Source organism: Streptomyces albipurpureus (genome assembly GCF_023701525.1).
GTDB lineage: Bacteria > Actinomycetota > Actinomycetes > Streptomycetales > Streptomycetaceae > Streptomyces > Streptomyces albipurpureus.
Map to the genome: position 1 here is coordinate 25,205 of NZ_JAMQAW010000024.1, position 25,813 is coordinate 51,017.

Here is a 25,813-nt window from a genome sequence, read left to right on the forward strand (position 1 = left end):
ATCAGAGGACCCGGAGCGGTCAGCCCCCGTCCATATCGAGGACGGGGGTTCGACGTCGCGCGGCCTTCTGGGACGATGTCAGCACCCCAACCCGACGGGGGTGGGGAGAGACGGGGGCGCCGGAAAGTGAAGCGCATCGGAGTGACCGGCCACCGGAACATCCCTCGTGCGGCCCAGGGCCATATCCGGGCGGAAATCCTCGCTGTCCTCCGGCAGCACGGGGGAGCGATGGAGGCGCTGTCGTGCCTCGCGGTGGGAGCTGACCAGCTCTTCGCGGACCTCGCCCTGTCCTGCGGGGCCGAGTTGACCGTGGTGGTCCCGAGCGGGGACTACGCGGACGGATTCACCGAACCCGGCGAACTCGCGTGCTACGAGGCGCTGAGGGGGCGGGCCACCCGAGAGGTCAGACTGGCCTTCGCCCACTCGACGGATGAGGCCTACTACGCGGCCGGCGCCTATATCGCCGACAACTGCGACCGCCTCCTCGCGGTCTGGGACGGCTGTCCGGCCCGTGGCCTGGGCGGGACAGCCGACATCGTTCACTACGCGCGGGACCTGGGGAAACCGGTAACGGTCATCTGGCGCGAGGGACTGGTGCGCGACTGACCCGCTACCGGCCGGGTCGAACGAGGGCGACGGGCGAGCCTGTCCATGCGACGGGCTCCCCGGCGGGTGAGCCGGATCCCGCAGCTCACCGGGCCGGCGCCGCGATCCCCCAGTGATCAGCTGCGGTGTCGGGCCAGCCAGTCCGTGTGCTGGGGAGAGACGATGCGCTCGGTCTCGTACACCGCCGACGGCCACTGGGCGGCGGTCACCGATGACTCCATGGCCGTGTGCATGGCTGCCAGATCCTCCTTCACCAGGGAATGCGCGGCGATGAGCGGTTGATGCCGGCGGATCTCGCTCCACGCCAGACAACTGGCCGCGGCGGTCGAAAGCACTCCCGTCACCCCCGCCACTTCGATGGAGTCGACGAGCGAGAAGGTGTGCAATAGCGAAAAGAACAGTGCCACCAGGGTCAGCAGGCCGATCGAGAACGACCATAATCGGGTGGCTCTACGGGAGTTCTCGGCGCTGCGGTGGTACCAGTTTCGCTGCTCGATCAGCCGGTCTCTGATGTATGTCTCTTTGCGCATGCTGAACGATTGGGCGCGTAGTTGACGCATCGGAGGGGTGATCAGTTCGCTGGACACCGTGGAAGTACGACCGGTGCGCGGATCCTCCCACCCGACTTTCGTCAGCTCCCGAAGCCCTTCATCGAGTCGGGTAATGAACAGTTCGTCCGATTCTGATCCTGCGGTGGCGAAGGGTGCTCCATGAACGGAGTATCGCCAGCACATTGACTTGATGAACTCGGCCGCAGAGCGATTTAGTTGCCAATGCGACTTTGCACTGTGTCTGGATGCGCGGTAGCCCAGGAGTAGTACTCCGGCGTACGCCAATGCGGCTAGTACGCCTCCGAGTTGAACGGAATCGCCCACCTTCACAGAAGTGGGTAGTGCCGCCGCGGTGGCGCCCAGGACGAGGAACAGCAGTTGGCGCCGGGTAGAGCCGATGGCCTCTCGCTGGCGGGCGATGGCTATGGCGTCCGTGTGATGGAAGAGAGCCGGCAGATCCATGTTACGGAACACGATGCTGCCCGTTTGTCCAGGAATCCCGGTCATGTGCCCCCCTGTCTGCGGTTATGACCTTCACTCTTTAGGCGGAATGGGATGCTCCGCGCTCGTTCCTGGGAATGTGACGCAACTCTTTTGTTCCGTGGCGGTGACCTGAGTTGCTGCGAGTGGCCATGAGAGTAAAGTCGTGCCGCCACCACCGCAATGGTGCGTGGTGATCCGCGCTGGACACAAGATCAAGGACGGCCCCCCATGGCAATTCAAACCCCCGCATCCTTCGCAGTTGCGAAGAGAAACCGCGTCCCCCTGGCGCAGATCGACGTCCGGGGCGGCGAGGTAGCCAAGAAGCTCGCGCGGATCATCCCGGCCACCGCCGACCGCACCGTGCGGACATCCAGCTTCAACTCGGCGCTCTAGACTGGCCGAATGACAGGACCACCGGTCCCATTCCGCGAGATCGTTCTGAAGGTCCACAGCAGATGTGACCTCGCATGTGACCACTGCTACATCTATGAACACGCTGATCAGAGCTGGCTCACCCGCCCTAAGGCAATCTCTGACGAAGCGATTTCCTGGACAGCTCAGCGACTGGCCGAGCATGTAAAGAGCCATGCCCTGCCCTCCGTGTCAGTGATCCTGCACGGAGGGGAGCCTCTGCTCGCCGGGCCTTTACGACTCCGGCGTGTCTGCGCGGAGCTCACCGCGGCTATCCAACCCCTCGCGGAACTCGATCTGCGCATCCACACCAACGGCTTACAACTGAGTCCGCGATATCTTGACCTCTTTGACGAATACGATGTCAAAGTCGGAATTTCCCTCGATGGTGACCGCAGCGCGAATGACAGGCACCGCCGATTCGCCGACGGCCGCACCAGCCATCCGCTGGTTCTCAAAGCCGTTGAACTCCTTCGCGAAGATCGCTATCGCCATCTCTATCTCGGCCTGCTGTGCACCGTGGACGTGGCCAATGACCCGATCGCCGTGTACGACGCCCTGACCGAGCTTGACCCGCCCCGCATCGACTTCCTGCTGCCCCACGCCACCTGGGACGCGCCCCCGGTTCGACCGAATGGTTCACCCACGGTCTACGCCGACTGGCTGCTGACCGTTTTCGACCGCTGGGACACGCTCGGCCGTCGGGTGCCGGTACGCCTCTTCGAGTCGGTGCTCTCCACCCTGGCGGGCGGCCCCAGCCTCACCGAATCGCTCGGTCTCGCCCCCACCGACCTGGTCGTGGTGGAGACCGATGGCGCACTGGAACAGGTCGACTCCCTCAAGAGCGCCTACGAAGGCGCCGCGGCCACCGGCTTCGACGTGTTCCACCACTCCTTCGACGAGGTCGCCGCCCACCCCGGGGTCAAGGCCCGCCAGCGGGAGCTGGCCGGGGTGAGTGAGACCTGCCGGCAGTGCCCGGTCGTCCGCTCCTGCGGCGGTGGCCTCTACACCCACCGCTACAGCGAGGCCACGGACTTCGACAACACCTCCGTCTACTGCTCCGATCTCGAAGCGCTCATCCGCGGTATCGAGCGGCGCGTCGCCGACGAGCTCGTTCCCGCCGCACTGACCGAGCCCAGCGCCCTCCTGGCCGAGGACCAGGACCTCACCCGCGCGCTCCTGGTCTCCCTCCACGGCGAACTGGCCGGCCGTGGCGGTACGAGGTGGGACCGCGGCTGGGAGTTGACCCTCGCCCTCGATGCCCAGGGCGATCCGCTGGACTCCCTCTGGCGCCATCCGTACACCCGTACCTGGTTGCAGGACACCCACCGGGCACTGGCCGGCAAACGCCCCGACGCCGTCGAACGCGCACTGCGACTGCCGTCCTATCTCGCCGCCGCGCTGGTGGCCGCCGGCAGTCCCACGCCGGTCCGGACGCCCTACGAGGAAGGGGTGCTGCGACTGCCCGGCCTCGGCGAGCTGCGCATGGGCGAGCCGAGCGCATCCGGCGAGGCGGAGGTCGAGGCCACCGGCGACGGCTTCGTGGTGCGGGCGCACGGCCGGACGCGTCAGGTGCGGCTCACCTCCACCCGGCGGACGGAGGACGACGACTGGCGGCCCGTTCGTACGCTCGGCGGTACGCAGGGAGTGCCACTCCTGCGCCTCGATGACCTCGACCCCTATCGGGACTGCTTCGCCGCGCCCACGGCGGACCGGCTGACGTCCGCTGAGGTCGAGCGCTGGAACGGACTGCTGAGCGAAGCGTGGGCACTGCTGCGACAGTTCGCGGCCGAGGAAGCCGCCGAGGCCGCCGGCTGGCTCACCACGCTCACGCCCCTGACCTCCAGTCCCCCGGGAGCCACCGAAACCCCTGCCGCACCGTCGCTTTTTGGCCGGTCGTCCACGCGTGAGCGGGCTCTGCGCGGGCACGGTTATGGAGCGCTGGGTATCGCCCCGGCCCGTAACCCCGAACAGCTGGCGGTCGAGCTGCTGCGCGGCTTCCGGCGAGCGAAGCTGAACGCCCTGCTCGAAGTCGGCGATCTGTACGCACAGGACGGCTGGTGGCGTTACCCGGCCCCCTGGCGGAGCGAGGAGGTTCCGGTGTCCGAACTGCTGGCAGGAGTCTGGGAGCGGGCGGGGCTCGCGGCCTTTGACCCTGAGGGAGCAGATCAGGCCAAGCGCGGCCTGGCCACCTTGGAGCGGGCGGCGGAGCTCACCGTCAGCGGCCATCGACTGCTGGCACAGCTGCGTCGAGAGCTGGCAACCGACCCCGGACCGCTGCCCCGGCAGGGGTCGGACGGCCCCGGTGACGGCCGTCCCGGCCAGGGTGGCGGTAGCGATGGGGCGGCGCGGTGGGCTCCCCTGGCACCCTCCCCGCCGCACCTGCGTTCCCAGCCGCAGCAGAGCGCTCCGAGCACCGGGTGCCGCGCTTCGGCCGACAGTCCCGGCAGCGTTGCGCGGAACGCGTCGTGTGATGGCTGAGTCCGCCGCTCGGGACCGACTGGTGGGCTCCCTGCGGGACTGCGGTGTACGCGAGGGAATGACCCTCCTCATCCACGCCGCGCTCCGGGCCACCGGCCTGCACGCCGACTCGCTGCGCGAGGCGCTCTCGGAGGCGGTGGGCCCCGGCGGGACCCTGGTGACGCCCGCCTTCACCGCGGAGAACTCCGACACCTCCGATGCCTACCGCGCCCGGGTGCGCGGAATGACACCCGAGCAGGCGGCGGCCTTCCGGGCGGATATGCCGGCCTTCGACCCGGCCAGCACCCCGAGCCAGGGCATGGGCCGGTTGGCGGAGTCCATCCGTACCGCGCCGGGAGCCGTCCGCAGCACCCACCCGCAGACCTCCTTCGCGGCGGTGGGCAGACGCGCTCAGGAACTTCTGGAAGACCACTTCCTCACCTCCCATCTCGGGGAGAGCTCTCCGCTCGGCGCTCTTTATCGGGCAGACGCCCAGGTATTCATGATCAATGTAGATTTTGCTGTTTGTACGGCATTCCATCTCGCCGAATACCGGACGAAAGCACCCCTGCGGTCGTACCGTTGTGTAGTTCCCCTCCCCGACGGGGGTAAGGAATGGACGGAGTACGAGGACGTCCAACTCGACGAGAGCGATTTCAGTGCGATCGGCGCGGCCTTCACCTGGGGAGTGGAGCGGAACGGACAACTGGGCGGAACGCCCGCACGGCTCTTCTCGATCAGAGCCGCAGTGGATCACGCCGTGCAGTGGATGACCGAAAAGCGGCCTTGATTGACTGAACGGCAGGGGGGCGGAGCGTGCCGGGCTCCGGAATGATGAATTCGCCCGCAGCTCATCTCGATGCCGGCTGTGGAGGCGGGCGTTCACACAGGACGGGGGTCGTGTGTCGGATTCAGCGCAGCGTGCCGCGGACCATCGGCCGTACTTCTTCTTGAGCTACGCCCACACACCGCGGTACGGGGCGGGAGGCCCCGATCCCGATATGTGGGTGGAGCGGCTGTTCCGCGATCTCTGCGGTCATGTCATGGCGATGACCGATCTACCGGCCGGGGCCCAGGCCGGATTCATAGACCGGGAGATCCGCTCGGGCGAGGGCTGGTCGGAGCGGCTCGGCGAAGTGCTCGCCAACTGCCGTGTCTTCGTCCCGCTCTTCTCCCCCCGCTACTTCGCCAGTGAGATGTGCGGCAAGGAGTGGTACGCCTTCGCCCAGCGGGCGATCTACCACCAGGCCAAGAGCAATCGATCCGCCGAGGCGATCGTGCCCGCCCTCTGGGTGCCCATGCCCCCCGAGCAGTTACCCGGCCCAGCCGAACGACTCCAGTTCAACCATGGCGCCTTCGGCGACCGCTATGTCACCGACGGGCTCTACGGCCTGATCAAACTGCGGATTTTCGCCGAAGAGTACGAAGCCGCGGTCTATGAGCTGGCCAAACGCATCGTCAGTGTCGCCGACACCACCCGGATCGCCTCCGGCAGCCCCGTCGACTACCGCCATGCGCCCAGTGCCTTCGGCAAGCGGGCCAGTGGTCCCCGTCCGATGCATCTGACGATCGCGGCGCCCACCCGGCACGACCTCCCCGGCGGGCGCTCTCCCGACTACTACGGCAAACAGTCACAGGACTGGAACCCCTACCACCCGGAGTCCGCCCGCCCGCTGGCGTACGTCGCCCAGGATCTGGTCCGCTCGCTCAACTACCAGGCGACCATCTCCTCCTTCGACCATGAGGTGCCCCCCGATCCGCAGCAGCCGCCCACCCGTCCCGAGATACTCCTCGTCGACCGCTGGGCCCTGGAAGACGATGATCGCTGTGCCCGGCTGGCCGCCTTTGACGCCGAGCCCCGGCCGTGGGTCAGCGTCGTCGTCCCCTGGAACCGCGATGACCCCCAGAGCCGGATCTCCGAGGCCCAGCTCGTCGAGAAGTTGGAGCGGGCCATGCCGCACCAGATGAGACAGGGCAGACCCGCCTGCCGGGCCGCGGCCAGAGGAGTCCTCAGCATGGAGGCGTTCGGACAGATGCTTCCGCAGGTTGTCGAATCGGTTGCCCAGGAGTATCTACGGCACGCCGCCGTCTACGCTCCCGCACCACCCGTTGGAGTCTCCCGTCCCGAACGGCCCAGACTCCGCGGTCCGATGGTCGAGTACGGCGCCAACCACTACGTCCCACACCTGCGTGCAGCATCCCCCGATGCGGAGGACACGGATGACAGCCAGTCGTGACGGACGCATCGTCACCTTCTACTCGTACAAGGGAGGCACCGGGCGCACGATGGCGCTGGCCAACACGGCGTGGATTCTCGCCGCGAACGGCAAGCGCGTCCTCGCCGTCGACTGGGACCTGGAAGCGCCCGGTCTGCACCGGTTCTTCCACCCCTTCCTCGATCCCTCCACCCTCGGGGCCACCACCGGGATCATCGATCTGATCACCGAGTACGCCTGGGCCGCGATCACCCCCGAAACCGCCCGCCGTGACGACTGGCACCTCGACTACGCCCGCATCCAGCCGCATGCCGTCTCCCTCACCCCCGAGATCCTCGGTTGGGAGTTCCCCGACGGAGGCACTCTCGACTTCGTCTCCGCCGGCCGTCAGAACCGTGAGTATTCGGCGACCGTCTCCACCTTCGACTGGGACAACTTCTACGACCGGCTGGGCGGTGGCCTGTTCTTCGACGCACTGCGCGATGACATGAAGGCCAATTACGACTACGTCCTCATTGACAGTCGTACCGGTCTGAGCGATATCGCCGATATCTGCACCGTGCATCTTCCCGATGTCCTCGTTGACTGCTTCACCCTCAGCGATCAGTCCATCGACGGCGCCGCCTCCGTCGCCCGCCAGATCGATGAGAGATACGGCGGCCGGGGAATCAAGATCTATCCGGTTCCGATGCGGATCGACGAAGGTGAGAAGGAGAAGGCGGATGCCGGCCGCGCGCTGGCGCGGGTGAAATTCAACGGCTTTCCCAGCGGTCTCGCCGGGGAAGACCTCACCTCCTACTGGGGCGCGGTGGAAATTCCCTACCGGCCCTATTACGCCTATGAGGAGACCCTTGCCACCTTCGGCGACGAAGCGGGGCTCACCAACTCCCTGCTCTCCGCCTTCGAGCGGCTGACCTCGGTCATCACCGAGCGGGAGACCACCTCCATGCCCACGGTGAGCGATGAGGTCAGGCTCCGCATCCGCGACGCCTTCACCCGGCGCAGGCCCGCACTACCCGCGGATCTCTTCCTCAGCTATGTGGCGGAGAACCGGATGTGGGCGGACTGGATCGAGTTCCTGCTCACCCGGGCCGGATTCCGGGTCATCCCACGCGATGTGTCCGCCGAACCCCACCCCAGCGACGAGGTGATGTGGGAATCCGCGGCCCGGACCGTCGTCCTGCTCTCCGGGTCCTATCTGAAGTCCGCCCGGGCGATGGAACTCTGGCAGCGGGCGGCCGCCGAGGACCCCACCGGTGGTCGGCACCATCTGCTGCCCGTCCGGGTCGGGGACATCCGACTCACCTCGCCGTATATCGACCGCAACCCGGTGGACCTCTTCCGACTCGACGAAGTGCAGGCGTCCGCCGCCCTTCTGCGAGCGCTTGACCGCCCGGCCCACCTGCCCGAGACCGCGTCCCCCGGGCCTCGGTTCCCCGGCACCGTTCCCAAGATCTGGAACGCCCCGCCCCGCAACCCCGGCTTCACCGGCCGGTCGGTGGCCCTGGAGGGGATGCGGGACCGGCTCGGCGGTGGCATGTCGGTGGCCGCGGTGCTGCCACAGCCACAGACCCTGTACGGCCTCGGAGGGGTCGGCAAGACCCAGGTCGCCATCGAGTACGTCCACCGCTTCATGGCCGACTACGACCTGGTGTGGTGGATTCCGGCGGAGCAACCCGACGACGTCATCGCGGGACTCGCCGAACTCGCCGTGCGCCTCGGCGCACAGGGCGGTGAGGACATGGCCTCCGCCTCCCGGGAGGCCATCGACCTCCTGCGGCGCGGAGTCCCCTCATCCCGGTGGCTGCTCGTCTTCGACAACGCCGATGACCCCGAACAGCTCAAACGGTTCTTCCCGCCCCAGGGACCCGGCCATATCCTCGTCACCTCCCGCAACCAGTCCTGGTCCCAGTACGGGGACGCCCTGCCCATCGATGTGTTCACCCGCGAGGAGTCCATCGAGCACCTCCAGCGCAGAGCCCGCGGTCTGACCCTCAACGACGCCGACCAGGTCGCCACCGCGGTCGGAGACCTGCCCCTGGCCGTGGAACAGGCCGCTGCCTGGATCGCCGAGACCGCGACTCCGGTCACCGACTACCTCGACCAACTACGGGAACAGGCCACCAGCGTCCTCGCCCTCAACCAGCCGGCCGGCTACCCCCAGCCCGTCGCCGCGACCTGGAACGTCTCCATCGAAAGGCTCAAGGAGCGCTCGCCGGCCGCGGTCCGGCTGCTCCAACTCTGCGCCTTCTTCGCCCCCGAGCCCATCTCGGCCAACCTGCTCTACAGCAAGGAGATGATCGAGGCGCTCAAGCCGTATGACGCCTCCCTCCAGGAGAAACTGGTCCTGGGCCGGGTCATTCGGGAGATCGGCCGGTTCGCCCTGGCCAAGGTCGACCAGGTCAACAACAGCATTCAGGTCCACCGACTGGTGCAGGCGGTGATTCGGGCCCAGCTGACCGAGCAGGAGCAGCAGGACGCACGGCACGCCGTCCACCGGGTCCTCGCCGGAGCGCGGCCCGATGACGACGAGCCCATCGACAACCCCGAGACCTGGCCCCGGTTCGCCACCATCTGGCCGCATCTGGGTACCTCCGAGGCCTGGGACTGCAAGGAGCCCGAGACCCGGCGACTGATCATCGACCGGGTGCGCTACCTCTGGAAGCGCGGCGACTGGTCCAGCGCGTCGACCCTCGCCAACGAAGTCCGCGAGGTCTGGCGAGCCAAACTGGGCAACAAGGACCTCCAGTACCTCTACCTTCGCTTCCACATCTCCAACATCTACCGCTCCCAGGGGCGCTATGTGGAGGCCAAGGAGTTCGACGAGGTCACCCTGGACCGCCAGCGGGAGGTCCTCGGCGCCACCCATCCGCACACCTATATGACCACCAGCGGTCTGGCGATGGACCTCGGGACGCTCGGCCAGTACAGCGAGGCGATGGAGTTGGCGACCAAGGCCCACGAAGGGTTCAGCCAGATCTTCCACGAGTCCCATCCGCGCACGCTGGCCGCGGCCAACAACCTCGCGCTCAACCTGCGGATGACGGGCCTCTACTCACGAGCGTTGGAGATTGACCAGGAGGTCTTCGACCGACGCACCGAAGTGCTGGGACCAGAGCACCCGTACACCCTCTCGTCCGCCATGAACCTGGCCCGTGACCTACGGGAAGTCGGCCGGTACGAGGACTCCGTATCGCTGCTCAGCCGGACCTATGAACTCCACAAGGCGCAGTTGGGCCGTACCTTCCCCGGCACCCTCGCGGCGGCCAAGAGCCTGGCGGTCTCACTGCGCCGGGCCGGCCGGCTGGAGGACGCCCGGCGGTTGACGACCGCGACCCGCAATCGCTACCGCGCCCGTTACACCTCGGCCAACCCGGACCTGCTGGCCTGCGATCTCAATCTGGCGGCCGACCTCTTCGCGGCGAGCGAACCCGTCGCCGCCCGGGACCTGGCTCAGGAGGTCGTGGACGAGTACATGCTGGTGCCGGGCGAACGCCATCCGTACACGCTGGCCGCCATCAACAACCTCGGCATCTTCCACTGGGGCTGTGGCGACGCCGAGGCCGCCGAACAGTTGCTCCAGAAGGTGGTGACGACGATGACGGAGGTACTGGGGGAGTCCCATCCCCACACCCTCTACAGCGCCATCAACCTGGCCAACGCCCGAGCCGACCTCGGTGATCTCCAGGACACGCTGAGGATCGAACAGCGGGCCGTGACCCGGCTGCGCGAAGTCCTCGGCCCCTACCACCCCGAGGTGCTCGGCATCGCCTCCAACCTCGCCGTCACCCTCGGGATGCTCGGGCGCAAGGACGAGTCGACCGCACTGCGGCTGGAGACGGTGGAGGAGCTTCAGCGCCAGGTCGGTGAGGACCACGCACTGACCCGCATCGCCCGCGACGAGCGCAGGGTCCACCGGGACCTGGAGCCGCTGGCCGTCTGATCACCCGACGGTGTCCGGGGTCGCCAGGCCCCGGACACCGCGCGTTGCCGGTGCCGTAGGCGTTGTCGGCGTTGTCAGGGCCGCGGGGATCGTGCGCCGTCGTCCAGCAGCCAGGTGAGGATGCCGGGCAGCGCGTGGAGGGCGTCGAAGTGGGCCGCCGCCGGTTCCAGGACAGCCGTCGCACCGGGAATGCGCTCCGCGAGCCAGCGGGAGTGGCCCACCGGCGAGAAGACGTCCTTCTCGCCGTGCCAGAGCATCACCTGACCGACGATGTCCGCGGGGTCGAAGCCCCAGGGGCTGCAGAACGCCAGCGCGTCATCGATCCAGCCGTACGCGGAAGTCCGCAGCGCTTCCTGGTAGTTGCGCAGCAGCATCGACCGCACGCCCGTGTCCTTCACCACCATCCGATCGGACTCCGTCAACTCCCGACGGAGATCGTTCAGCAGCCGGATCGGGTCCTTTCTGATCTCGGCCGAGCGCAGGATGAACCGTTCGGTGAGCCCGGCGGGGTCATTGGAGGCAGAGGTGTACTCCAGGACGTTGGAGGCGGCCATGCCCTCGAACCAGTCCAGACCGACGGCGTCCCTGGGCGCGAGGGTGACCAGTGCGGCGGTACGGGTGATCCGATCCGGTATCAGCGCCGCACAGGCCAGGGCGTGCGGCGCGCCGCCCGAACGCCCCACCACGGCGAACCGATCGAGGCCCAACTCATCGGCGATCGCCCGAACGTCCTGGGCCACATCGCAGACACTGCGCCCGGCCAGCCGGTCCGAACCGCCGTAGCCCGGACGGTCGTAGGTGATCAGTTGCGTACGACTCTGGTACAGCACCATGCCACGGGGAGCCGGCCCCAGTCGGCTTCCGGGCGTGCCATGCAGCAGGAACACCGGTCTACCGCGTGGATCTCCCAGCCGCTCCACCATCAGATGCCGCCCGTCCGCCGCGCGCACCCGACGTCGCACCTCCGCCCCCTTTGCCGAATGTGCTCCGGACGTGCCGTGTGTGGCCGTCCATGCGTCTGTGGCATTCCCCGCCAGATGATGATTACCCATCACCCCGCCGACTGGGCGGGTCGTTTGCCGTCAGGCGCGGACTTCGTCTCCCAGGGCGGTGCGAACCGCCGGGGTAGGGGACGTGAAGGCGCGGTGAACGCCCGCGCATGGTCGTGTGACCGTCCGGTAACCAGTCTTGTGTGCCCTACATCCGTCTCGCCATAGTGGGCGGCCCCATCCTCCGTGTCACGGGACCCTCTTCGCCCGGGCACGGCCCCACAGGAGGTCGATGTTGAAGCACCGACGCATATCCCGCGGAAGAATGGCAGTCACGTGCGGGGCCGCCCTTGCGGTGATCACCGCCACCGTCACGCTCCAGAGCGCCCATGCCCAGGAGCCCACGCGACAGCACACGGTGAAGTCCCTCTCGGCCCCGGCCGCGGGAACCCTGGGCAAGGCCCTCACCACCGAACTCGGTCCGGCCGCCGCTGCCGGGAGCTACTACGACGCCGGGGCCAGGGCACTGGTCGTGAATGTCGTCGAGAAGAAGGCCGCCCACTCCGTCCGGGAAGCCGGCGGCCGGGCAAGGGTCGTGGCGAACAGCCTCACCGAGCTCGAATCCGCCCAGCGGACGCTCGCCCGACGGGCCGGCATCCCCGGTACCTCCTGGGCGATGGACCCCGTCGCCAACAAGGTCGTCGTCACCGCGGACCGTATGCTCATGGTCCGCGTCGGCGGGCGGCTCGGCCCTGGGCACCATGACCGACTCCCGCTTCCCCGCCGATGACTACGCCCTGGTCGAGTACGGCGGCGGCGCGGAGCATCCCAGCGAGGTCAACCTGTACAACGGCAGTGCTCAACCCATCACATCGGCGGGTGAGGCCACCGTCGGCATGCAGGTGCAGCGCAGCGGCTCCACCACCCAACTGCACAACGGTCGGGTCACCGCACTGGATGCCACGGTCAACTACGGCAACGGCGATATCGTCGACGGGCTGATCCGTACCGATGTCTGTGCCGAGCCTGGCGACAGCGGTGGCTCCCTCTTCGCCGGCTCCGCCGCCATCGGACTCACCTCGGGCGGAAGCGGCAACTGCTCAGCGGGTGGGGTGACGTTCTTCCAGCCGGTGACCGAGGCCCTCCAGGCCTACGGGGCACAGATCGGCTGAGGCCCCTCCCATACCGTCCCGCCCTAGGGATCGGTCCGGCCCGCCGACGGCGGACCGGACCGATCCGCCGTCTCCGCCCCCTTGGTGGATGGACTGTGGCGCCGGAGCGCACTGGCCACGGTCAGCAGGGACGCGCCCACCGCCCACGCCGACAGCACCAGCATCGGCCCGGTCATCGCATTGCCCCGGAAGTAGGTGATCGAACGTGCCGCGAAGGTCCCCGCTCCCGGTGGTAGCGCCGGACCGATCGATCGCCAGAACGGTGGCAGCAGGGGATAGGGATAGGCCCCGCCCGCGCTGGGGTTGCCGAGCACGACCACCAGCAGGATCGCCAGACCGATGCCGATGACCCCGGCGAGGCCCTGGAAGGCGAGGGTGATCGCCCCGACCGTGAAGACCAGCAGGGTGCCGAGGCCCCAGAGCGCGGGCACGCTGCCCGGCAGGGCATCGAGGATCGGGCCGGCGATCACCGTACCGAGGAGCCCGGCGGCGATGGAGTAGAGCAGCAGCACACCGAGTCGGATCAGCGCGCGATGGGTGTTGGCGGGCCGTGCGCCGACGCTGATGGCCAGGATCGCCGCGCAGAGATAGCCGCCGACGCACCAGCCGATGACCAGGTAGAAGGAGGTCAGACTCCGTGAGTCGCCGGGGGAGTCCGGGACGACGTCGACGATCCGGACGGACCGCCGCTGGTCCGCCTCCGCCGCGGTGACGGTCTCGATGATCGCCTGTGAGAGCGAGGCGCCGGAGGCACTGGCGACCAGCAGCACATCGGTGGTGCCACGGGGATCGACGAGGAGGGCCCCGTCGATATCGCGGTTCTCGATCTCTCGCCGGGCCGTGGTCTCGTCCGCCACCACCCGCGGGTCCACCGGATCACCCGGCAACACCGCGAGCCGCCGTGCCGCCTCGCCGGCGACCTGCTGCGAAGGGGCGACGACCGCCAAGGGGACCTGATGGAGCTTCGGCTCGTGGAAGGCACCGACGTAGGAGGTGATGAAGGCCAACTGGAGCGCCAGCACCCCGAACACCAGGAGGGCGGCACGCAGGCTCACCGCATCCTTGACCTCGGCGATGAATCCTTTGCGAGCCGGGCCCTGGGGAGGGCCGTCCGGTGTTCGCGTCATGGCCCAACGGTCGCGGCCGCGGTCCCAGGACGCAGTCGGAGCGGGGCCGAATGGTCGTGGAATGCGCTCATCCGGGTGCGCTTCCACCGGTCAACCCGCGGTCGGCACGCCTGACGGGATGGCCCGGGCGCCCCTATGGGCGCTCCCTCCTCACGCGCACCGCCTGCGCGCCCACCCCAGGGGCGGACGCGCAGGCGCATCACCGGTCAGTGCGTCCTCAGGCGGTCATCAGCGGCCGCTCCTCGCCGCGCGGCGGCGGGTCGTACCGAACATGGCCGCGGCACCGAGCGCGAGCGCCGCGGCTCCACCGATGGCGATGTAGGTGGTGTTGCTGTCGCCACCGGTCTCGGCGAGGTTCTCGGTCGCGCCCTGCGCCTCGGGGGCGTTGTCGGCCGCGGGCTCGTCGGCCGCGTCGGCGGCTGCGGGCTTGCCGTCCGCCTGGTCCGCGGTGTACGCCGCGTTCTTCTTGACCTCGCTCGGGGTGTCCCCGCCGTGGCCCTGGTGGTCGACCGAGGACTTCCCGGCGCCCTGCTCGATCGCCTTGTCCGACGGCGCCTTGGCGACGGCCGGGTTGGACGCGTTGCCGCCACCGCCGCCGAAGACCACATCGGAGCAGGTGTAGAACGCCTCGGGGGAGTCGGAGCGCTGGAGGATGGAGTAGATCAGGTGGCGGCCCGACCGGTCGGGGACGCTGCCGTTGAAGACGTACGATCCGTTCTCCAGCGGCGGGTTGGTCACCGACGCGAACGGCTGGGCCTCCAGGTCCGACCACTTCAGCGGCTGCGTGGGGTCATAGCCGACCTTGGTGATGTACAGGTCCAGGGTGCCCCGGTGCGGAGCGGTCGCGCGCCAGCGGAAGGTGTTGTTCCCGGCGGTCATCGCCGTCGAGGGCCAGTCGGCGCGCGGAGCGTCAAGGCCCTTGTACTTCTCACGGCCGACGCTGCACAGCTTGCCGTCCGGAATCCGCGACTTGTGGGCGCCCGCCACATCACCGATGTTGACCTCGTTCCAGTCGTACAGGGGCTGGGTGCCACCTGCGGCGACCATGGCCTGACACGCCGCCGTGTCCGGGTTCTCCGGGCCCTCGGCGAAGCAGGCCGCGACCCGGCTGACCGGGTCCTTCATGGAACCGTGGCCGACGGCGGGCGCGGTGGCCAGCGCGGTCAGGGCGATCGGTGCGATACCGAGTGCGGCGACCATGGCGACCTTGCGGCGAGCGGTCATCGTGTGGTTCTCCTCATTGAGGGATATGGGGGGAATGCCAGGTCAGCCCGAACGGATGTGGGAATCCGGTTCGCCAGTGGCTCGACTGTTCGAACCGACCTCGGCGGTACGCAAGTTAGCCCCTTGAAACCCCGTAGAGGGGTCGGACGGCGGAATGTCCGAGATCCTTATCCTTGTTTTAAGGAGGCGCTAAGCGGTGGCTGAGGAAGGGCGTGCAGGTCCCCAGCCCGCCGGGCGCTCGTCCCTCCCGAACGAAGGAGTCGGCCTTGGCCCTGACCCGTGCAGAACGCGAACAGTTCCTGGCAGAGCCGCATATCGCGGCTTTAGCCGTGGCTGCCCAGGAGGAGCAGCGGGCACCGCTCACGGTGCCGATCTGGTACCAGTACGCGCCCGACAAGGACCATGGCGACATCTGGATCATGACGGGCCGAAACTCCCGCAAACACCAACTGATCGCCCAGGCCGGGCGGTTTTCGCTGATGGTCGACCGGGTGGCGCCGAGCGTGCGCTATGTCTCCGTCGAGGGGCCGGTGACTGACACGGTCCCGGCGACCCATGAGCAGTTGGTCGAAGTGACTGAGCGCTATCTCCCGGCGGAGAAGGTGGATGCCTATGTCGACTTCGCGATGAAGGAACTCGGCGATCAGGTGGTCATCTATCTGCGCCCGGAGCACTGGCTCAGCGCTGACATGGGCGCCATCTGAGCCACTGCCAGCGCCGCCTTTCGCCCCTGGCCGGTATGGACCGTTGCCAGGGGCGTTCTTCCTCGGAAACCGCCTCGGAAGCTGCCTCGGGATCTACTGCCCCAGCCCTTTGGGGCCTTCTCAGCTGGGATCTCGCCGCTGAAGTGGAATTGGGCCATCCGGCAGGAGTGGCTACCGTCGCCGATCCGGGGCCCGTCGCCGGCGGCCCTTCTGCGTCGGGGGCGAGGGGGCGGGTCGGGGCGCCGCTGCTGTACTCCCGGCGCTGCCCTCGCGGCCTGTGGATCTCACTGGTCGCTCCGCCCTCGTCTCACACCAGCCGGTACCGACGCTCGGGCCGCCCGGTACCGCCGTAACGCAGAGTGACCTCGACGCGTCCGGTCTCCACGAAGTACTCCAGATACCGCCGTGCGCTCACCCGGGACAGCGAGCCCAGTTCCGCGCACTCGGTCGCCGAGAGATCACCCGGGTGCTCGCGCAGTACCCGCTCCACGAGCTCGGCCGTGTGCGGGGCGAGCCCCTTGGGCAGCTCTCGTGAGCCAGGCGGCCTGGTCCCGAATATCTGGTCCACATCCTCCTGGCGCGCCTCTCCGAGCCGGTCGAAGCGCGACCTGAGCGCCGCTACGTGGCGCAGCTGCTCCTGGAGGGCGGCCTGGTTGAACGGCTTGATCAGATAGTGCAGCGCGCCCGCTCGGAGGGCGGCTCGCACCACCCCTGCGTCCCGGGCGGCCGTGATGAACAAGGCGTCCACGCTGGCCCGTGTCGCATCCCGTTCTTCCGCAGCCCGCAACTCCCGCAAAACCGTCAAACCATCCATGTCGGGTAGATATATATCAAGTAGAACAAGGTCGGGCCGTAGCCGCTCAGCCGCACGCAGAGCCTCGGAACCGCTGTGTGCCACGCCGACGACTCTGAAACCCTCGGTCGCGGCCACATAGCGGCTGTGCAGCTTGGCGACCATGAAGTCGTCGTCCACTACCAGCACATTCATCACGACCACACGCTATGGCGCGACCACAATGACCACAACGTCCGTTGATTCCGGAAGAGAGACACTTTCTTAACGCACAGGCAACATGTGGGCCACTTCACACATCTCTACCGAGAGGCGGCTCACGTGCGATTGCGCACTCCCCTCGCCCTGCTCGGGGCAGCGTTGCTGGTGTTCGTGGGGCCGCCCCTGCTCAGTGCGGGTGACGGTTCCGATACCGGCACGCAGATCCCCGGTTTGCGCTTTATGGTCCCCAATACTCCCGGCGGTGGTTATGACATCACTGCCCGCACAGCGGCAAAGAATGCCGAAGACGCCGGACTTACTCACAACATCGAGGTCTTCAACCTTCCCGGCGCCGGCGGCACGGTCGGCCTCGCCCGCCTCGTCGGCGAGCACGGCAACGGCAAGCTCGCCATGTCGATGGGCCTCGGCGTCGTGGGAGCGGTCCACTCCAACAAGTCGGAGAAGACGCTGGCGGACACCACCCCGATCGCCCGGCTCACCGAAGAGCAGGACATCGTGGTCGTCTCCAACGACTCCCCGTACAAGACCATCGACGACCTGCTGAAGGCATGGAAGGCCAACCCCAGCAAGGTCACCGTCGGCGGCGGCTCCTCACCCGGCGGCCCCGACCACCTCGCGCCGATGCTGATGGCGCAGGCCGCCAAGATCAAGCCGAAGAACGTCAACTACATCCCCTTCGACGGCGGTGGCGAGCTCCTCGCCGCCATCCTGGGCAACCAGGTCGGCTTCGGCGTCTCCGGCGTCGGTGAATACCTGGACCAGATCAAGTCGGGCAAGCTGCGACTGCTCGCCGTGACCGGGCCCGAGCGGGTCCCCGGACTCGATGCCCCCACCCTGCGTGAGGCCCGCCTCGACACCGAGTTCACCAACTGGCGCGGCATCGTCGCTCCCCCCGGCATCTCCGACCGTGAGAGGGAGAAGCTCACCGCCCTGGTCGAGGAGCTGCACGACTCCAAGGAATGGCAGGAGTCGCTCAAGAAGAACGGTTGGAACGACGCCTTCATGGTGGGCGACGACTTCGGCGACTTCCTCAAGGAGCAGAACGAGCGCGTGGACACCGTGCTGAAGGAGCTGGGACTGTGAACTCACGTCAGACACCCACCCCCTCCGCCCCCCGGTCGGACACCCGCTCCTGGCTGCGCGACCACTCCGAACTCGGCGTCAGCGTCATGCTGTTCGCCCTCGGTGTGCTCGTCCTCACCGACGCCCTCACCATGGATGTCGACATAGCCCAGCGCGGACCCGTCGGCCCCACCACGGTGCCGATCGTGGTGGGCATCGGTCTGCTGGTGATCGCCGCCCTCCTCGCGTTCGACGTTATGCGCGGCGGACAGGGAGAGGCCGAAGGCGGCGAGGACATCGATCTGAGCGAGCCGAGCGACTGGCGTACGGTCCTCCTCCTCGGTGGGGTCTTCCTCGGCTTCGCCGTCCTGATCGACCCCGTGGGCTTCCCCGTCTCCGGCACGCTCCTGTTCTGGGGCGCCGCCTATGCCCTGGGAAGCAGGCACCCCCAGCGGGACCCGCTGATCGCCGCGGTTCTCTCGGTGGCCACGTACTACATCTTCAACAATCTGCTCGGCGTTCCGCTCCCCGGTGGCCCGCTGATGGGGGTGCTCTAGATCGATGGACTCTCTCAATTCACTCATCGACGGCTTCGGCACAGCGCTGACGCCGATCAACCTGATGTGGGCGGTGATCGGCGTCCTCCTGGGGACGGCGATCGGCGTACTGCCCGGAATCGGCCCCGCCATGGCGGTGGCCCTGCTCCTTCCGGTGACCTACGGCCTTGAGCCCACCGGCGCGTTCATCATGTTCGCCGGTATCTACTACGGCGCGATGTTCGGTGGCTCCACCACCTCGATCCTGCTGAACACCCCAGGAGAGAGCGCGGCGGTCGTCGCGGCCATCGAAGGCAATCCGATGGCGAAATCGGGCCGCGGCTCCCAGGCGCTCGCCGCCGCCGCGGTCGGTCACTTCGCCGGTGGCCTGATCGGCACCATCCTGCTGGTCGCCCTCGCCCCGACCATCGCCGAACTGGCCGTGGACATCGGCGCGCCGGACTACTTCGCCATCATGGTGCTCGCCTTCATCGCGGTCACCTCGGTGCTCGGCTCCTCCCGCATCCGCGGACTCGCCTCGCTGCTGATCGGTCTCACCATCGGACTCGTCGGCCTCGACACGATGACCGGCCAGCAGCGGCTGACCTTCGGCTCGCTCCAGCTCTCCGACGGCATCGACGTGGTCATCGTCGCGGTCGGACTCTTCGCGATCGGTGAGGCCCTGTGGGTCGCCGCCCATCTGCGCCGCAACGCCGCGGCGCCGATCCCGGTCGGTCGCCCCTGGCTCGACAAGTCCGACCTCAAGCGCACCTGGAAGCCCTGGCTGCGCGGCCCGTTCATCGGATTCCCGTTCGGCGCGATCCCGGCCGGCGGTGCGGAGATCCCCACCTTCCTGTCGTACGTCACCGAGAAGCGGCTCTCCAAGAACAAGAACGAGTTCGGCAAGGGCGCCATCGAAGGCGTGGCCGGTCCCGAGTCGGCGGCCTCGGCCTCCGCGGCGGGCACCCTGGTCTCGATGCTGACCCTTGGACTGCCCACCACGGCCGTAGCGGCCGTGATGCTCGCCGCCTTCCAGCAGTACGGCATCCAGCCGGGACCGCTGCTGTTCGAGCGCGAGCCCGACCTGGTGTGGGGCCTGATCGCCTCCCTCTTCGTCGGTATGGTGCTGCTCCTCGCGCTCAACCTGCCGCTCGCGCCGGTCTGGGCGAAGCTGCTCCAGATTCCGCGTCCCTACCTGTACGCGGGCATCCTCTTCTTCGCCGGAGTCGGCGCCTACGCGGTCGGCGGCGAGGCCCTCGACCTGGTGATCCTGTTGATCATCGGCCTCATCGGCCTCGGTATGCGCCGCTACGGACTGCCGGTGCTGCCGGCCGTCATCGGTGTCATCCTCGGCCCGGCCGCTGAGCAGCAGCTGCGCCGTGCACTGCAGATGAGCGACGGCAGCGTCTCCGGTCTGGTCAACACGCCGTTCTCGGTGACCATCTACCTGATCATCGCGGTCCTGCTGGCCTGGCCTCTGCTGAGGAAGAAGTTCCAGAGTCGACGTAACGTATCTGCATGATCGAGGACATTCGCCCCGCGACCAGCGCCGATGTGGCCGAGGTGAAGGCCGCGACCGACGCGGCCTACCACCCCTACATCGCACGCATCGGCGTCGTGCCCGTCCCCATGGAGGCGGACCACGCGGCCGATGTGGCAGCGGGGCGGGTGTTCGTCACGCAGGACCCGGTACGGGGCGTGATCGTCCTGCACACCCAGGACGATCACCTCTTCCTGGAATCGGTCGCGGTGCACCCGAAGGCCCGTGGGAAGGGCCTGGGACGCGCTCTGCTGGCCTTCGCCGAGCGTCGGGCCCGGGAGTTGGGGCTCCCGGAGATCCGGCTCTACACGAACGCCGCGATGACTGAGAACCAGGCGCTCTATCCGAGGTATGGATACGAGCTGACGGAGCGCCGGGTGGATGGCCCCTACGACCGCCTGCACTACCGCAAGCGGCTCCCTTCGTAGGTCAGCACTCCACCCAGCGCGCCGGCGAGTGCCAACCGCTCCACTTCCTCCAGCGCCCCGACGGCTGCCTCGGCAGCCTCGGGGTCGCTCTGTGTCAGCCCGCTTGCGGCGAACTCGTCCTCGTCGAGCCGCAGCACCAACGATCCATCGGCCGACACCCAGAGGTCGAGTTCCAGATCCTCGACCCAGATCTCCTCCCCGGTGAACCGGGCCGGCCGGGTCACGTCGCAGTACCAGCCCTTGAGCACACCGCCGCCGGTCCTGACCTCCTTGACCGAGTACCAGCGATCACGCCAGTAGTGCTCAAGGAACACATCGCCCGGCTCGAAGCGCACAAAGCCGAAGTCGCGGACCCCCTCGAACGCCCAGGGCGCGCGGACCGCCACATGGGTCCCGTCGTCCCAGAGCAGCACCGCCGGGTACCGGATCTTGGTCGCACCGGCCTTCACCAGCCGCACGGTGACAGCGGACTCACCCGAGCGCGCGGACATGACGCACCTCCGTTGCACAGATCCGACGGTCGAACCAGGCGGCCAGCGCGGGCAGCGGGGTGTCGCCGGCGCCGGGCGTTGCCACCTGATGGGGGGCCCTGAGGGCCTGGCGCACATCGTGCGCGTCCTGATAGCGGAACTCACGGATGATCCATGCCATGTGTTCGCACGCTACGGGCGCGTCCATCGTGTCGCCTCCCCTTTTCCTCCGTGCCACGGCCGGTGGTGGGGGAGAATCGAGGAGTGACTTTGAAGATCGACATCGACCCGGGCTCGCCCGTCGCCCCCTTCGAACAGCTGCGGGCCCACATCTCCGAGCAGGCGCGAACCGGAGCGCTGCCGGTGGGCTACCGACTGCCGACCGTACGAGGCTTCGCCGAGGACCTCGGTCTGGCCGCCAACACCGTCGCCAAGGCCTATCGCGCGCTGGAGGCGGACGGGGTGATCGAGACCCGGGGGCGCAACGGCACCTTCGTCGCACCGGCGGCGGACGCGGCGGCCCGGGAACTCGCCGCGGCGGCCCAGGCCTTCGCCGACCGAGCCCATCGGCTCGGTCTCACCCGTCAGGTAGCTCAGGCAGCGGCCCAGGACGCCCTGAGGGCCGCCTACGGGGAGTGAGGGCAGTAACGAGAACCCCTCCGACTACTCGCTGGACGCCTCGCTCTGAGGCCGTAGCCAGCAGGGACCGCCTACCGGGGTGATCGCGCTCACAGGCACCGAAGGGCCCGCCCGGAGGCAGCTGCGAGCCCCGTGACCGGTCTTGCCGGCGAGGAGCAGCGGAGTCCGCGGAACGCACGTCAGCGCCCCGAACCAGCCGCTTCATGACACGGCACCCGACATCGGCTGGTCGCCCTGGTCGGGTGCCGTGATCCCCGAGGGGCCAGCGGCGAGGCTACGTACGCCGGGTCGAGCGGCGGGCGTCAGAGATAGAGGCCCGCGTCGGTCCCGTCGGCCTGCTCCGGGATCGACGCCGGGCCGCTTCCCCGGCGCAGCGCGAAGAGCTCCGCCAGCGTCGCGCCCTCACGGCCCACCCCCTTCTCCGTGCCCAGCCACTCCACCGACTCGGCGCGAGTCAGCGGGCCCATCTCGATCCGGGCCAGACAGCGACCGGGTCGGACCACCGCCGGGTGCAGTCGTTCGAGGTCCTCGTTGGTCGTCACACCCACCAGCACATTGCGCCCCTGGCCCAGCAGCCCGTCCGTGAGGTTCAGCAACCGCGAGAGCGCCTGACCGGCGGTGTGCTTGGCCTCCCCGCGGATCAGTTCATCGCAGTCCTCCAGCAGAAGCAGCCGCCAACGGCTCTTGGCCGTGCCCTCGTCCTCGCCGATGGCGATGTCCATCAGATAGCCGACATCGGTGAACAACCGCTCCGGATCGAGCACACAGTCCACCTGGCACCAGTCCCGCCAGGAACGCGCCAACGTCCGCAACACCGAGGTCTTGCCCGTCCCGGGCGGGCCGTGCAGCAGCAGCAGCCGACCCGAGATGTCCTCCGGGGTCATCTTCATCAGCCCGTCCATCGCATCCGCGACCGGAGCCGTGTAGTTGGGCCTCACCTGCTCCCAGGTGCCGGCCGAGATCTGGCGCGTGGTGCGGTACGGGCCACGCCGTGGTGAGACGTACCAGAACCCCATCGTCACATCGTCCGGTTGCGGTTCCGGCTCATCGGCCGCGTCTGCCACCGCGTCCTTGACGATCTTCTCCGCCAACTCGGCGTCGACCGCGGTCACCGTGACATCCGCACCACGATTCCAGTGGGAGATGAGGATGGTGAAGCCGTCGCCTTCCGCGAGCACGGCACTGCGGTCGTCATCGCGCGAGGAGCGGAGCACCTTCGCGCCGGGCGGCAGCAGCTTGAACCCGGGTTTGACCCGGTCGATCTGGTGGCTGTGGCAGTAGGGCTGCTCGCCATTGGCGAACCGGCCGAGGAACAGGGCATCGATGACATCCGTCGCCGAATCGCTGTCATCGATGTTGAGCCGGATCGGCAGTGCGTCGTGGGGCGGTAGGGCAGACATGCGCTCCATCTGAGGTTGTACGGCTGACATGCGCCCCATGATCCGGCACGAAGTCCGTTCACGCACGGAGTTTTGTTCCGGTGGCGTGGTCTCCCATCCGGGCAGCACGCCACCGGCCCCGGCGTCAGCGTCCGGCGCCTCGCAACAGGGTCGCCGCCCTGCGGGTGCGGCGCACCATCGCATACCCCTTGGTCAGCGCGCGGTCCTTCGCGAAGTTGCGCGCGATCGCGCGCCCTTCGACCAGCCGCTCGAACTCCTCGATGTCGGTACTGCGCCGCACGGTCACCCGCTCAATGGCGTAGGGCCCCTGCACCGGTCGGGCGAGCGCGTTGCCCACCGCGAAGGACTGGGCGAACCCCGCCGTCTTGACCATCTCGCGCACCCGCCGACTGGAGTAGCCGAAGGGGTACGCGAACGAGGTCGGCAGCGAGCCCAGCTCGTCGGCGATGATGTCGCGGCAGCGGACCGTCTCGTACCGCAGTTCCTCATCCCCCAGCTGATCCATCTGGGGATGGCTATGGGTGTGACCGCCGATCTCCATTCCGGCCCGGGCCAGTTCGCGTACCTGACCCCAGTCGAGCATGGTGTCGATCGCGCCACCCTCGTCGTGGGCCCCGCGGAGCCAGCCGGTCGACACGAACAACGTCGACGCGAAGCCGTGCTTGGCCAGCACGGGCAGCGAGTAGCGGTGTACGCCCTCGTACCCGTCGTCGAAGGTGATCAACACCGGCCGGGCGGGCAGGGCCCGGTGGCCACCGGAGCGCCAGCACTCACCCAACTCGGCGGTGGTGATCGGGGTGAAGCCCTGCTCGTCGAGCACGGCCATCTGCTCGGCGAAGGCCTCGGGGGTCACCGAGAGGCCCCAGGTGGCCTTCGCCGGCTGAGGTGCGACGGCGTGGTACATCAGAACGGGGACCGGCCCACTCATCGGCTCTCACCACCCGCCGAAGCGGTCGCCGTAGCCGCCGCGTCGGTCGACGGCAGCGGTGCGATCGGCTCTGAGGAGAAGGTCACCGAGCCCTTGCGGGCCTTGGCGGTGCCCACCACATAGCCGCCCGCGGTGGTCGCCAACCCAACGATGATGGCACCCGCCCGGCCGGCACCGCCCCGACGGCCGCGCAGGGCATCGCCCACGCCGCGCGCCACTCCCGCGGGCAGCACCTTGGTGGTGTAGCTCCGCTCGGACGACAGTCCGTCGCCCGAGCCCACACTCTTGGAGACCAGAGCCTTGGACAGCCCTTCGGCATAGCACCGGGTGCGGAAGTAGGCGAACCGCTCCCGGACCTTGGGCACCTTGTGGTGGATCACCGCACGGTCGTCGATGAGGAGGACCGCGTCGGGCAGTGCGTTGCCCATCCGGATGCAGAGTTCGGTCTCCTCGCAGCCCAGCGGCCGCTTGTCGCCGTCCCGTCCGATGCCGGTGGCAAACCCTCCCGACGCGTCGAACGCGGTGCGTCGGAAGGAGGCGTTGCCACCGAGGACGTTGCGCACCCGCACCTTGCCGGGCGCCATCCCGCGGTAGGAGGCGCCGACGACCCAGTCGAACTCCTCCGGGAACCAGGCGGGGCGGTGCCCCGAGGCCCAGGCCGGCGCGGTGCGTCCACCGACGGCGACGACCTTCTCATCGTCGAACCCGTCGGCGAAGTACCGCAGCCAGTCGACTTCGGCCACGGCGTCATCGTCGAGGAAGGCGACGAAGTCACCGCGCGCCGCTGCGATTCCGGTGTTGCGACCGGAGGACAGGCCACGGGGGCCCGCGTTGGCGAGCACCCGCACCTCCTCACCGCGTACGACATCGGAACCGTCGGCCGCGTACTCCCGGTACTCCTGGGCCAGCCGGCCCAGGAGTACCGGGTTGTGATCGACCACCAGGAGAGTCTCCAGGGCCGGATGTGACTGATTCCGCACTGATTCGACGGCCGCGAGGATGTCGTCCCAACGGTCTTCGGTGTAGACGCAGATCACCACCGAGAAACGGCGGTCGCTCAAGACGCTTCTCCCCGAGGGGTGGGGATGGACACACTCAGGGGAGTGCCGCTGCGGCGGCGCTCGGCACGCCGTACGCCCTTCTCCTTGAGGATCACCTTGAGCACTCTGATCCCGTCCCGGACGGCGCTCAGGTTGGAGACGCCGTGGATGCGGTTGTACTCGTGGCTGGGCACTTCCTGGACCCGCAGGCCGGCCTTGACGACCCTGATGTTCATCAGGGTCTCGATCTCGAAGCCGGTGCAGTCCAGGGTGATGTCGTCGAGGCAGTGCTTCCAGAACGCGTTGTACCCGTAGCAGAGATCGGTGTAGCGCGCGCCGAACTTGGCGTTGACCACCGAGCACAGGGCCCAGTTGCCCATCTTGCGGATGAAGGTCATGTCGTCGGTGCCGCCGCCGTTGGCGAACCGGGAACCCTTGGCGAAGTCGGCGCCGGAGACGAGCGCTGAGACATAGGACACAATCTCATTGCCGTTCGCGGAGCCATCGGCATCGACCATCACGATGATGTCGCCGGTGCAGGCGGCAAAGCCGCTGATCAGGGCGTCTCCCTTGCCCTTACCCGACTGCTTGACGACCTTGACGTCGGGCCACAGTTCCCGCGCGACCTCAACGGTGTTGTCAGTGGAGTTCCCGTCGACCAGCACGACCTCGTGGATCCAGTCGGGCAGGGTCTTGAACACATAGGGAAGATTCTCCGCCTCGTTCATGGCGGGAATCACAACGCTCACGGGCGGTGTGATCGCCAGATGGGAGGAGATCGGTCGGTAGGCACCTTCTATTCGGCTGGTTTCCACCGAGGTGATCGACGGATCTTGCCCCGGCGCGGCCGGGTGCAGGACTGAACTCAT

Annotated in this window: 23 protein-coding genes and 1 pseudogene; 13 read left to right on the forward strand and 11 right to left on the reverse strand. The window is 68.2% G+C overall.

Features of this window, described 5'->3' with window-relative positions; all coding sequences use genetic code 11:
- Nucleotides 1-126: 126 nt before the first annotated feature.
- Nucleotides 127-606 carry a hypothetical protein gene (locus NBG84_RS18550; RefSeq protein WP_250920609.1) on the forward strand — a complete coding sequence of 160 codons (480 nt, stop codon included), beginning with the start codon at nt 127-129 and terminating at the stop codon, nt 604-606.
- Between the two features lie 116 nt (nt 607-722).
- Here NBG84_RS18550 and NBG84_RS18555 read toward each other — a convergent pair whose 3' ends face one another.
- The gene (locus tag NBG84_RS18555; protein WP_250920610.1) at nt 723-1,664 is read right to left on the reverse strand and encodes a DUF4231 domain-containing protein; all 942 of its coding nucleotides are present in this window, start codon (nt 1,662-1,664) and stop codon (nt 723-725) included.
- Nucleotides 1,665-1,868: 204 nt separating this feature from the next.
- On the opposite strand from NBG84_RS18555, the gene NBG84_RS18560 reads away from it, so the two are divergent.
- From NBG84_RS18560 to fxsT, 5 genes are all read left to right on the forward strand, one after another.
- Nucleotides 1,869-2,033: an FXSXX-COOH protein gene (locus NBG84_RS18560; protein ID WP_250920611.1), complete on the forward strand. Its 165-nt coding sequence runs from the start codon at nt 1,869-1,871 to the stop codon at nt 2,031-2,033.
- A 9-nt stretch (nt 2,034-2,042) separates the two neighbouring features.
- The gene (fxsBH, locus tag NBG84_RS18565) at nt 2,043-4,532 is read left to right on the forward strand and encodes a radical SAM/SPASM protein FxsBH, inactivated beta-hydroxylase extension form (protein ID WP_250920612.1); all 2,490 of its coding nucleotides are present in this window, start codon (nt 2,043-2,045) and stop codon (nt 4,530-4,532) included.
- On the forward strand, nt 4,525-5,301 hold the full coding sequence (locus tag NBG84_RS18570; protein ID WP_250920613.1) for an AAC(3) family N-acetyltransferase: 777 nt from the start codon (nt 4,525-4,527) through the stop codon (nt 5,299-5,301). Before fxsBH ends, NBG84_RS18570 begins: the two co-directional genes overlap by 8 nt.
- A 112-nt stretch (nt 5,302-5,413) precedes the next feature.
- Nucleotides 5,414-6,748, forward strand: coding sequence for a TIR-like protein FxsC (locus NBG84_RS18575; RefSeq protein ID WP_250920614.1), 1,335 nt, complete (start codon nt 5,414-5,416; stop codon nt 6,746-6,748).
- Complete coding sequence (gene fxsT, locus NBG84_RS18580) at nt 6,732-10,670, forward strand: FxSxx-COOH system tetratricopeptide repeat protein (RefSeq protein WP_250920615.1); 3,939 nt, start codon at nt 6,732-6,734, stop codon at nt 10,668-10,670. The genes NBG84_RS18575 and fxsT overlap by 17 nt, the downstream gene beginning before the upstream one ends.
- A 74-nt stretch (nt 10,671-10,744) precedes the next feature.
- On the opposite strand, the gene NBG84_RS18585 is transcribed toward fxsT, so the two are convergent.
- Complete coding sequence (locus NBG84_RS18585; RefSeq protein WP_250920616.1) at nt 10,745-11,632, reverse strand: alpha/beta fold hydrolase; 888 nt, start codon at nt 11,630-11,632, stop codon at nt 10,745-10,747.
- A gap of 319 nt (nt 11,633-11,951) precedes the next feature.
- Here NBG84_RS18585 and NBG84_RS18590 point away from each other — a divergent pair.
- Nucleotides 11,952-12,831 (forward strand): annotated as a pseudogene (locus NBG84_RS18590) (S1 family peptidase).
- A gap of 23 nt (nt 12,832-12,854) precedes the next feature.
- Here the strand turns inward: NBG84_RS18590 and NBG84_RS18595 are convergent.
- Entirely contained in the window at nt 12,855-13,958 is a 1,104-nt protein-coding gene (locus NBG84_RS18595; protein WP_250920617.1) for an ABC transporter permease, read from the reverse strand.
- A gap of 228 nt (nt 13,959-14,186) precedes the next feature.
- Nucleotides 14,187-15,182 (reverse strand): lytic polysaccharide monooxygenase auxiliary activity family 9 protein, encoded by a 996-nt coding sequence (locus NBG84_RS18600; protein ID WP_250920618.1) that lies wholly within the window; start codon nt 15,180-15,182, stop codon nt 14,187-14,189.
- A gap of 266 nt (nt 15,183-15,448) precedes the next feature.
- Here NBG84_RS18600 and NBG84_RS18605 point away from each other — a divergent pair, with 266 nt between their 5' ends.
- Nucleotides 15,449-15,886: a pyridoxamine 5'-phosphate oxidase family protein gene (locus NBG84_RS18605; protein ID WP_250920619.1), complete on the forward strand. Its 438-nt coding sequence runs from the start codon at nt 15,449-15,451 to the stop codon at nt 15,884-15,886.
- A gap of 307 nt (nt 15,887-16,193) precedes the next feature.
- Here the strand turns inward: NBG84_RS18605 and NBG84_RS18610 are convergent, their stop codons facing one another.
- Nucleotides 16,194-16,874, reverse strand: a complete 681-nt coding sequence (locus NBG84_RS18610) for a response regulator (protein ID WP_250920794.1) — start codon at nt 16,872-16,874, stop codon at nt 16,194-16,196.
- 126 nt (nt 16,875-17,000) lie between these two features.
- Here NBG84_RS18610 and NBG84_RS18615 point away from each other — a divergent pair, with 126 nt between their 5' ends.
- The 4 genes from NBG84_RS18615 to NBG84_RS18630 are packed head-to-tail and all read left to right on the forward strand — an operon-like array spanning nt 17,001 to nt 20,467.
- The gene (locus NBG84_RS18615; RefSeq protein WP_250920620.1) at nt 17,001-17,984 is read left to right on the forward strand and encodes a Bug family tripartite tricarboxylate transporter substrate binding protein; all 984 of its coding nucleotides are present in this window, start codon (nt 17,001-17,003) and stop codon (nt 17,982-17,984) included.
- Nucleotides 17,981-18,520 carry a tripartite tricarboxylate transporter TctB family protein gene (locus tag NBG84_RS18620; RefSeq protein ID WP_250920621.1) on the forward strand — a complete coding sequence of 180 codons (540 nt, stop codon included), beginning with the start codon at nt 17,981-17,983 and terminating at the stop codon, nt 18,518-18,520. The genes NBG84_RS18615 and NBG84_RS18620 overlap by 4 nt, the downstream gene beginning before the upstream one ends.
- 4 nt (nt 18,521-18,524) lie before the next feature.
- Entirely contained in the window at nt 18,525-20,021 is a 1,497-nt protein-coding gene (locus NBG84_RS18625; RefSeq protein WP_250920622.1) for a tripartite tricarboxylate transporter permease, read from the forward strand.
- On the forward strand, nt 20,018-20,467 hold the full coding sequence (locus NBG84_RS18630; RefSeq protein WP_250920623.1) for a GNAT family N-acetyltransferase: 450 nt from the start codon (nt 20,018-20,020) through the stop codon (nt 20,465-20,467). Before NBG84_RS18625 ends, NBG84_RS18630 begins: the two co-directional genes overlap by 4 nt.
- Here the strand turns inward: NBG84_RS18630 and NBG84_RS18635 are convergent.
- Entirely contained in the window at nt 20,443-20,958 is a 516-nt protein-coding gene (locus tag NBG84_RS18635) for a ribonuclease FAU-1 family protein (protein ID WP_250920624.1), read from the reverse strand. The two genes, NBG84_RS18630 and NBG84_RS18635, sit on opposite strands and share 25 nt — an antisense overlap.
- Nucleotides 20,939-21,145, reverse strand: coding sequence for a hypothetical protein (locus NBG84_RS18640; RefSeq protein WP_250920625.1), 207 nt, complete (start codon nt 21,143-21,145; stop codon nt 20,939-20,941). The genes NBG84_RS18635 and NBG84_RS18640 overlap by 20 nt, the downstream gene beginning before the upstream one ends.
- 56 nt (nt 21,146-21,201) lie before the next feature.
- Between NBG84_RS18640 and NBG84_RS18645 the strand changes: the two genes are divergently transcribed.
- Entirely contained in the window at nt 21,202-21,576 is a 375-nt protein-coding gene (locus NBG84_RS18645; RefSeq protein ID WP_250920626.1) for a GntR family transcriptional regulator, read from the forward strand.
- 302 nt (nt 21,577-21,878) lie between these two features.
- Here the strand turns inward: NBG84_RS18645 and NBG84_RS18650 are convergent, their stop codons facing one another.
- The 4 genes from NBG84_RS18650 to NBG84_RS18665 form a co-directional block, all read right to left on the reverse strand.
- Complete coding sequence (locus tag NBG84_RS18650; protein ID WP_425608658.1) at nt 21,879-23,006, reverse strand: DUF5925 domain-containing protein; 1,128 nt, start codon at nt 23,004-23,006, stop codon at nt 21,879-21,881.
- A gap of 94 nt (nt 23,007-23,100) precedes the next feature.
- Nucleotides 23,101-23,904, reverse strand: coding sequence for a polysaccharide deacetylase family protein (locus tag NBG84_RS18655; RefSeq protein ID WP_250920627.1), 804 nt, complete (start codon nt 23,902-23,904; stop codon nt 23,101-23,103).
- Nucleotides 23,901-24,965 (reverse strand): glycosyltransferase family 2 protein, encoded by a 1,065-nt coding sequence (locus NBG84_RS18660; protein WP_250920628.1) that lies wholly within the window; start codon nt 24,963-24,965, stop codon nt 23,901-23,903. The genes NBG84_RS18655 and NBG84_RS18660 overlap by 4 nt, the downstream gene beginning before the upstream one ends.
- Nucleotides 24,962-25,813, reverse strand: a complete 852-nt coding sequence (locus tag NBG84_RS18665) for a glycosyltransferase family 2 protein (protein ID WP_250920629.1) — start codon at nt 25,811-25,813, stop codon at nt 24,962-24,964. Before NBG84_RS18665 ends, NBG84_RS18660 begins: the two co-directional genes overlap by 4 nt.

Excerpts from the sequence above, each read along its gene's own strand:
- NBG84_RS18665 (WP_250920629.1), bottom strand. The coding sequence starts at position 25,813 with ATGAGTTCAGTCCTGCACCCGGCCGCGCCGGGGCAAGATCCGTCGATC.
- fxsBH (WP_250920612.1), top strand. The coding sequence starts at position 2,043 with ATGACAGGACCACCGGTCCCATTCCGCGAGATCGTTCTGAAGGTCCAC.
- NBG84_RS18560 (WP_250920611.1), top strand. The coding sequence starts at position 1,869 with ATGGCAATTCAAACCCCCGCATCCTTCGCAGTTGCGAAGAGAAACCGC.
- NBG84_RS18570 (WP_250920613.1), top strand. The coding sequence starts at position 4,525 with ATGGCTGAGTCCGCCGCTCGGGACCGACTGGTGGGCTCCCTGCGGGAC.
- NBG84_RS18625 (WP_250920622.1), top strand. The coding sequence starts at position 18,525 with ATGGACTCTCTCAATTCACTCATCGACGGCTTCGGCACAGCGCTGACG.
- NBG84_RS18635 (WP_250920624.1), bottom strand. The coding sequence starts at position 20,958 with ATGTCCGCGCGCTCGGGTGAGTCCGCTGTCACCGTGCGGCTGGTGAAG.
- NBG84_RS18595 (WP_250920617.1), bottom strand. The coding sequence starts at position 13,958 with ATGACGCGAACACCGGACGGCCCTCCCCAGGGCCCGGCTCGCAAAGGA.
- NBG84_RS18600 (WP_250920618.1), bottom strand. The coding sequence starts at position 15,182 with ATGACCGCTCGCCGCAAGGTCGCCATGGTCGCCGCACTCGGTATCGCA.
- NBG84_RS18655 (WP_250920627.1), bottom strand. The coding sequence starts at position 23,904 with ATGAGTGGGCCGGTCCCCGTTCTGATGTACCACGCCGTCGCACCTCAG.
- NBG84_RS18640 (WP_250920625.1), bottom strand. The coding sequence starts at position 21,145 with ATGGACGCGCCCGTAGCGTGCGAACACATGGCATGGATCATCCGTGAG.
- fxsT (WP_250920615.1), top strand. The coding sequence starts at position 6,732 with ATGACAGCCAGTCGTGACGGACGCATCGTCACCTTCTACTCGTACAAG.
- NBG84_RS18555 (WP_250920610.1), bottom strand. The coding sequence starts at position 1,664 with ATGACCGGGATTCCTGGACAAACGGGCAGCATCGTGTTCCGTAACATG.
- NBG84_RS18610 (WP_250920794.1), bottom strand. The coding sequence starts at position 16,874 with ATGAATGTGCTGGTAGTGGACGACGACTTCATGGTCGCCAAGCTGCAC.
- NBG84_RS18650 (WP_425608658.1), bottom strand. The coding sequence starts at position 23,006 with ATGTCAGCCGTACAACCTCAGATGGAGCGCATGTCTGCCCTACCGCCC.
- NBG84_RS18630 (WP_250920623.1), top strand. The coding sequence starts at position 20,018 with ATGATCGAGGACATTCGCCCCGCGACCAGCGCCGATGTGGCCGAGGTG.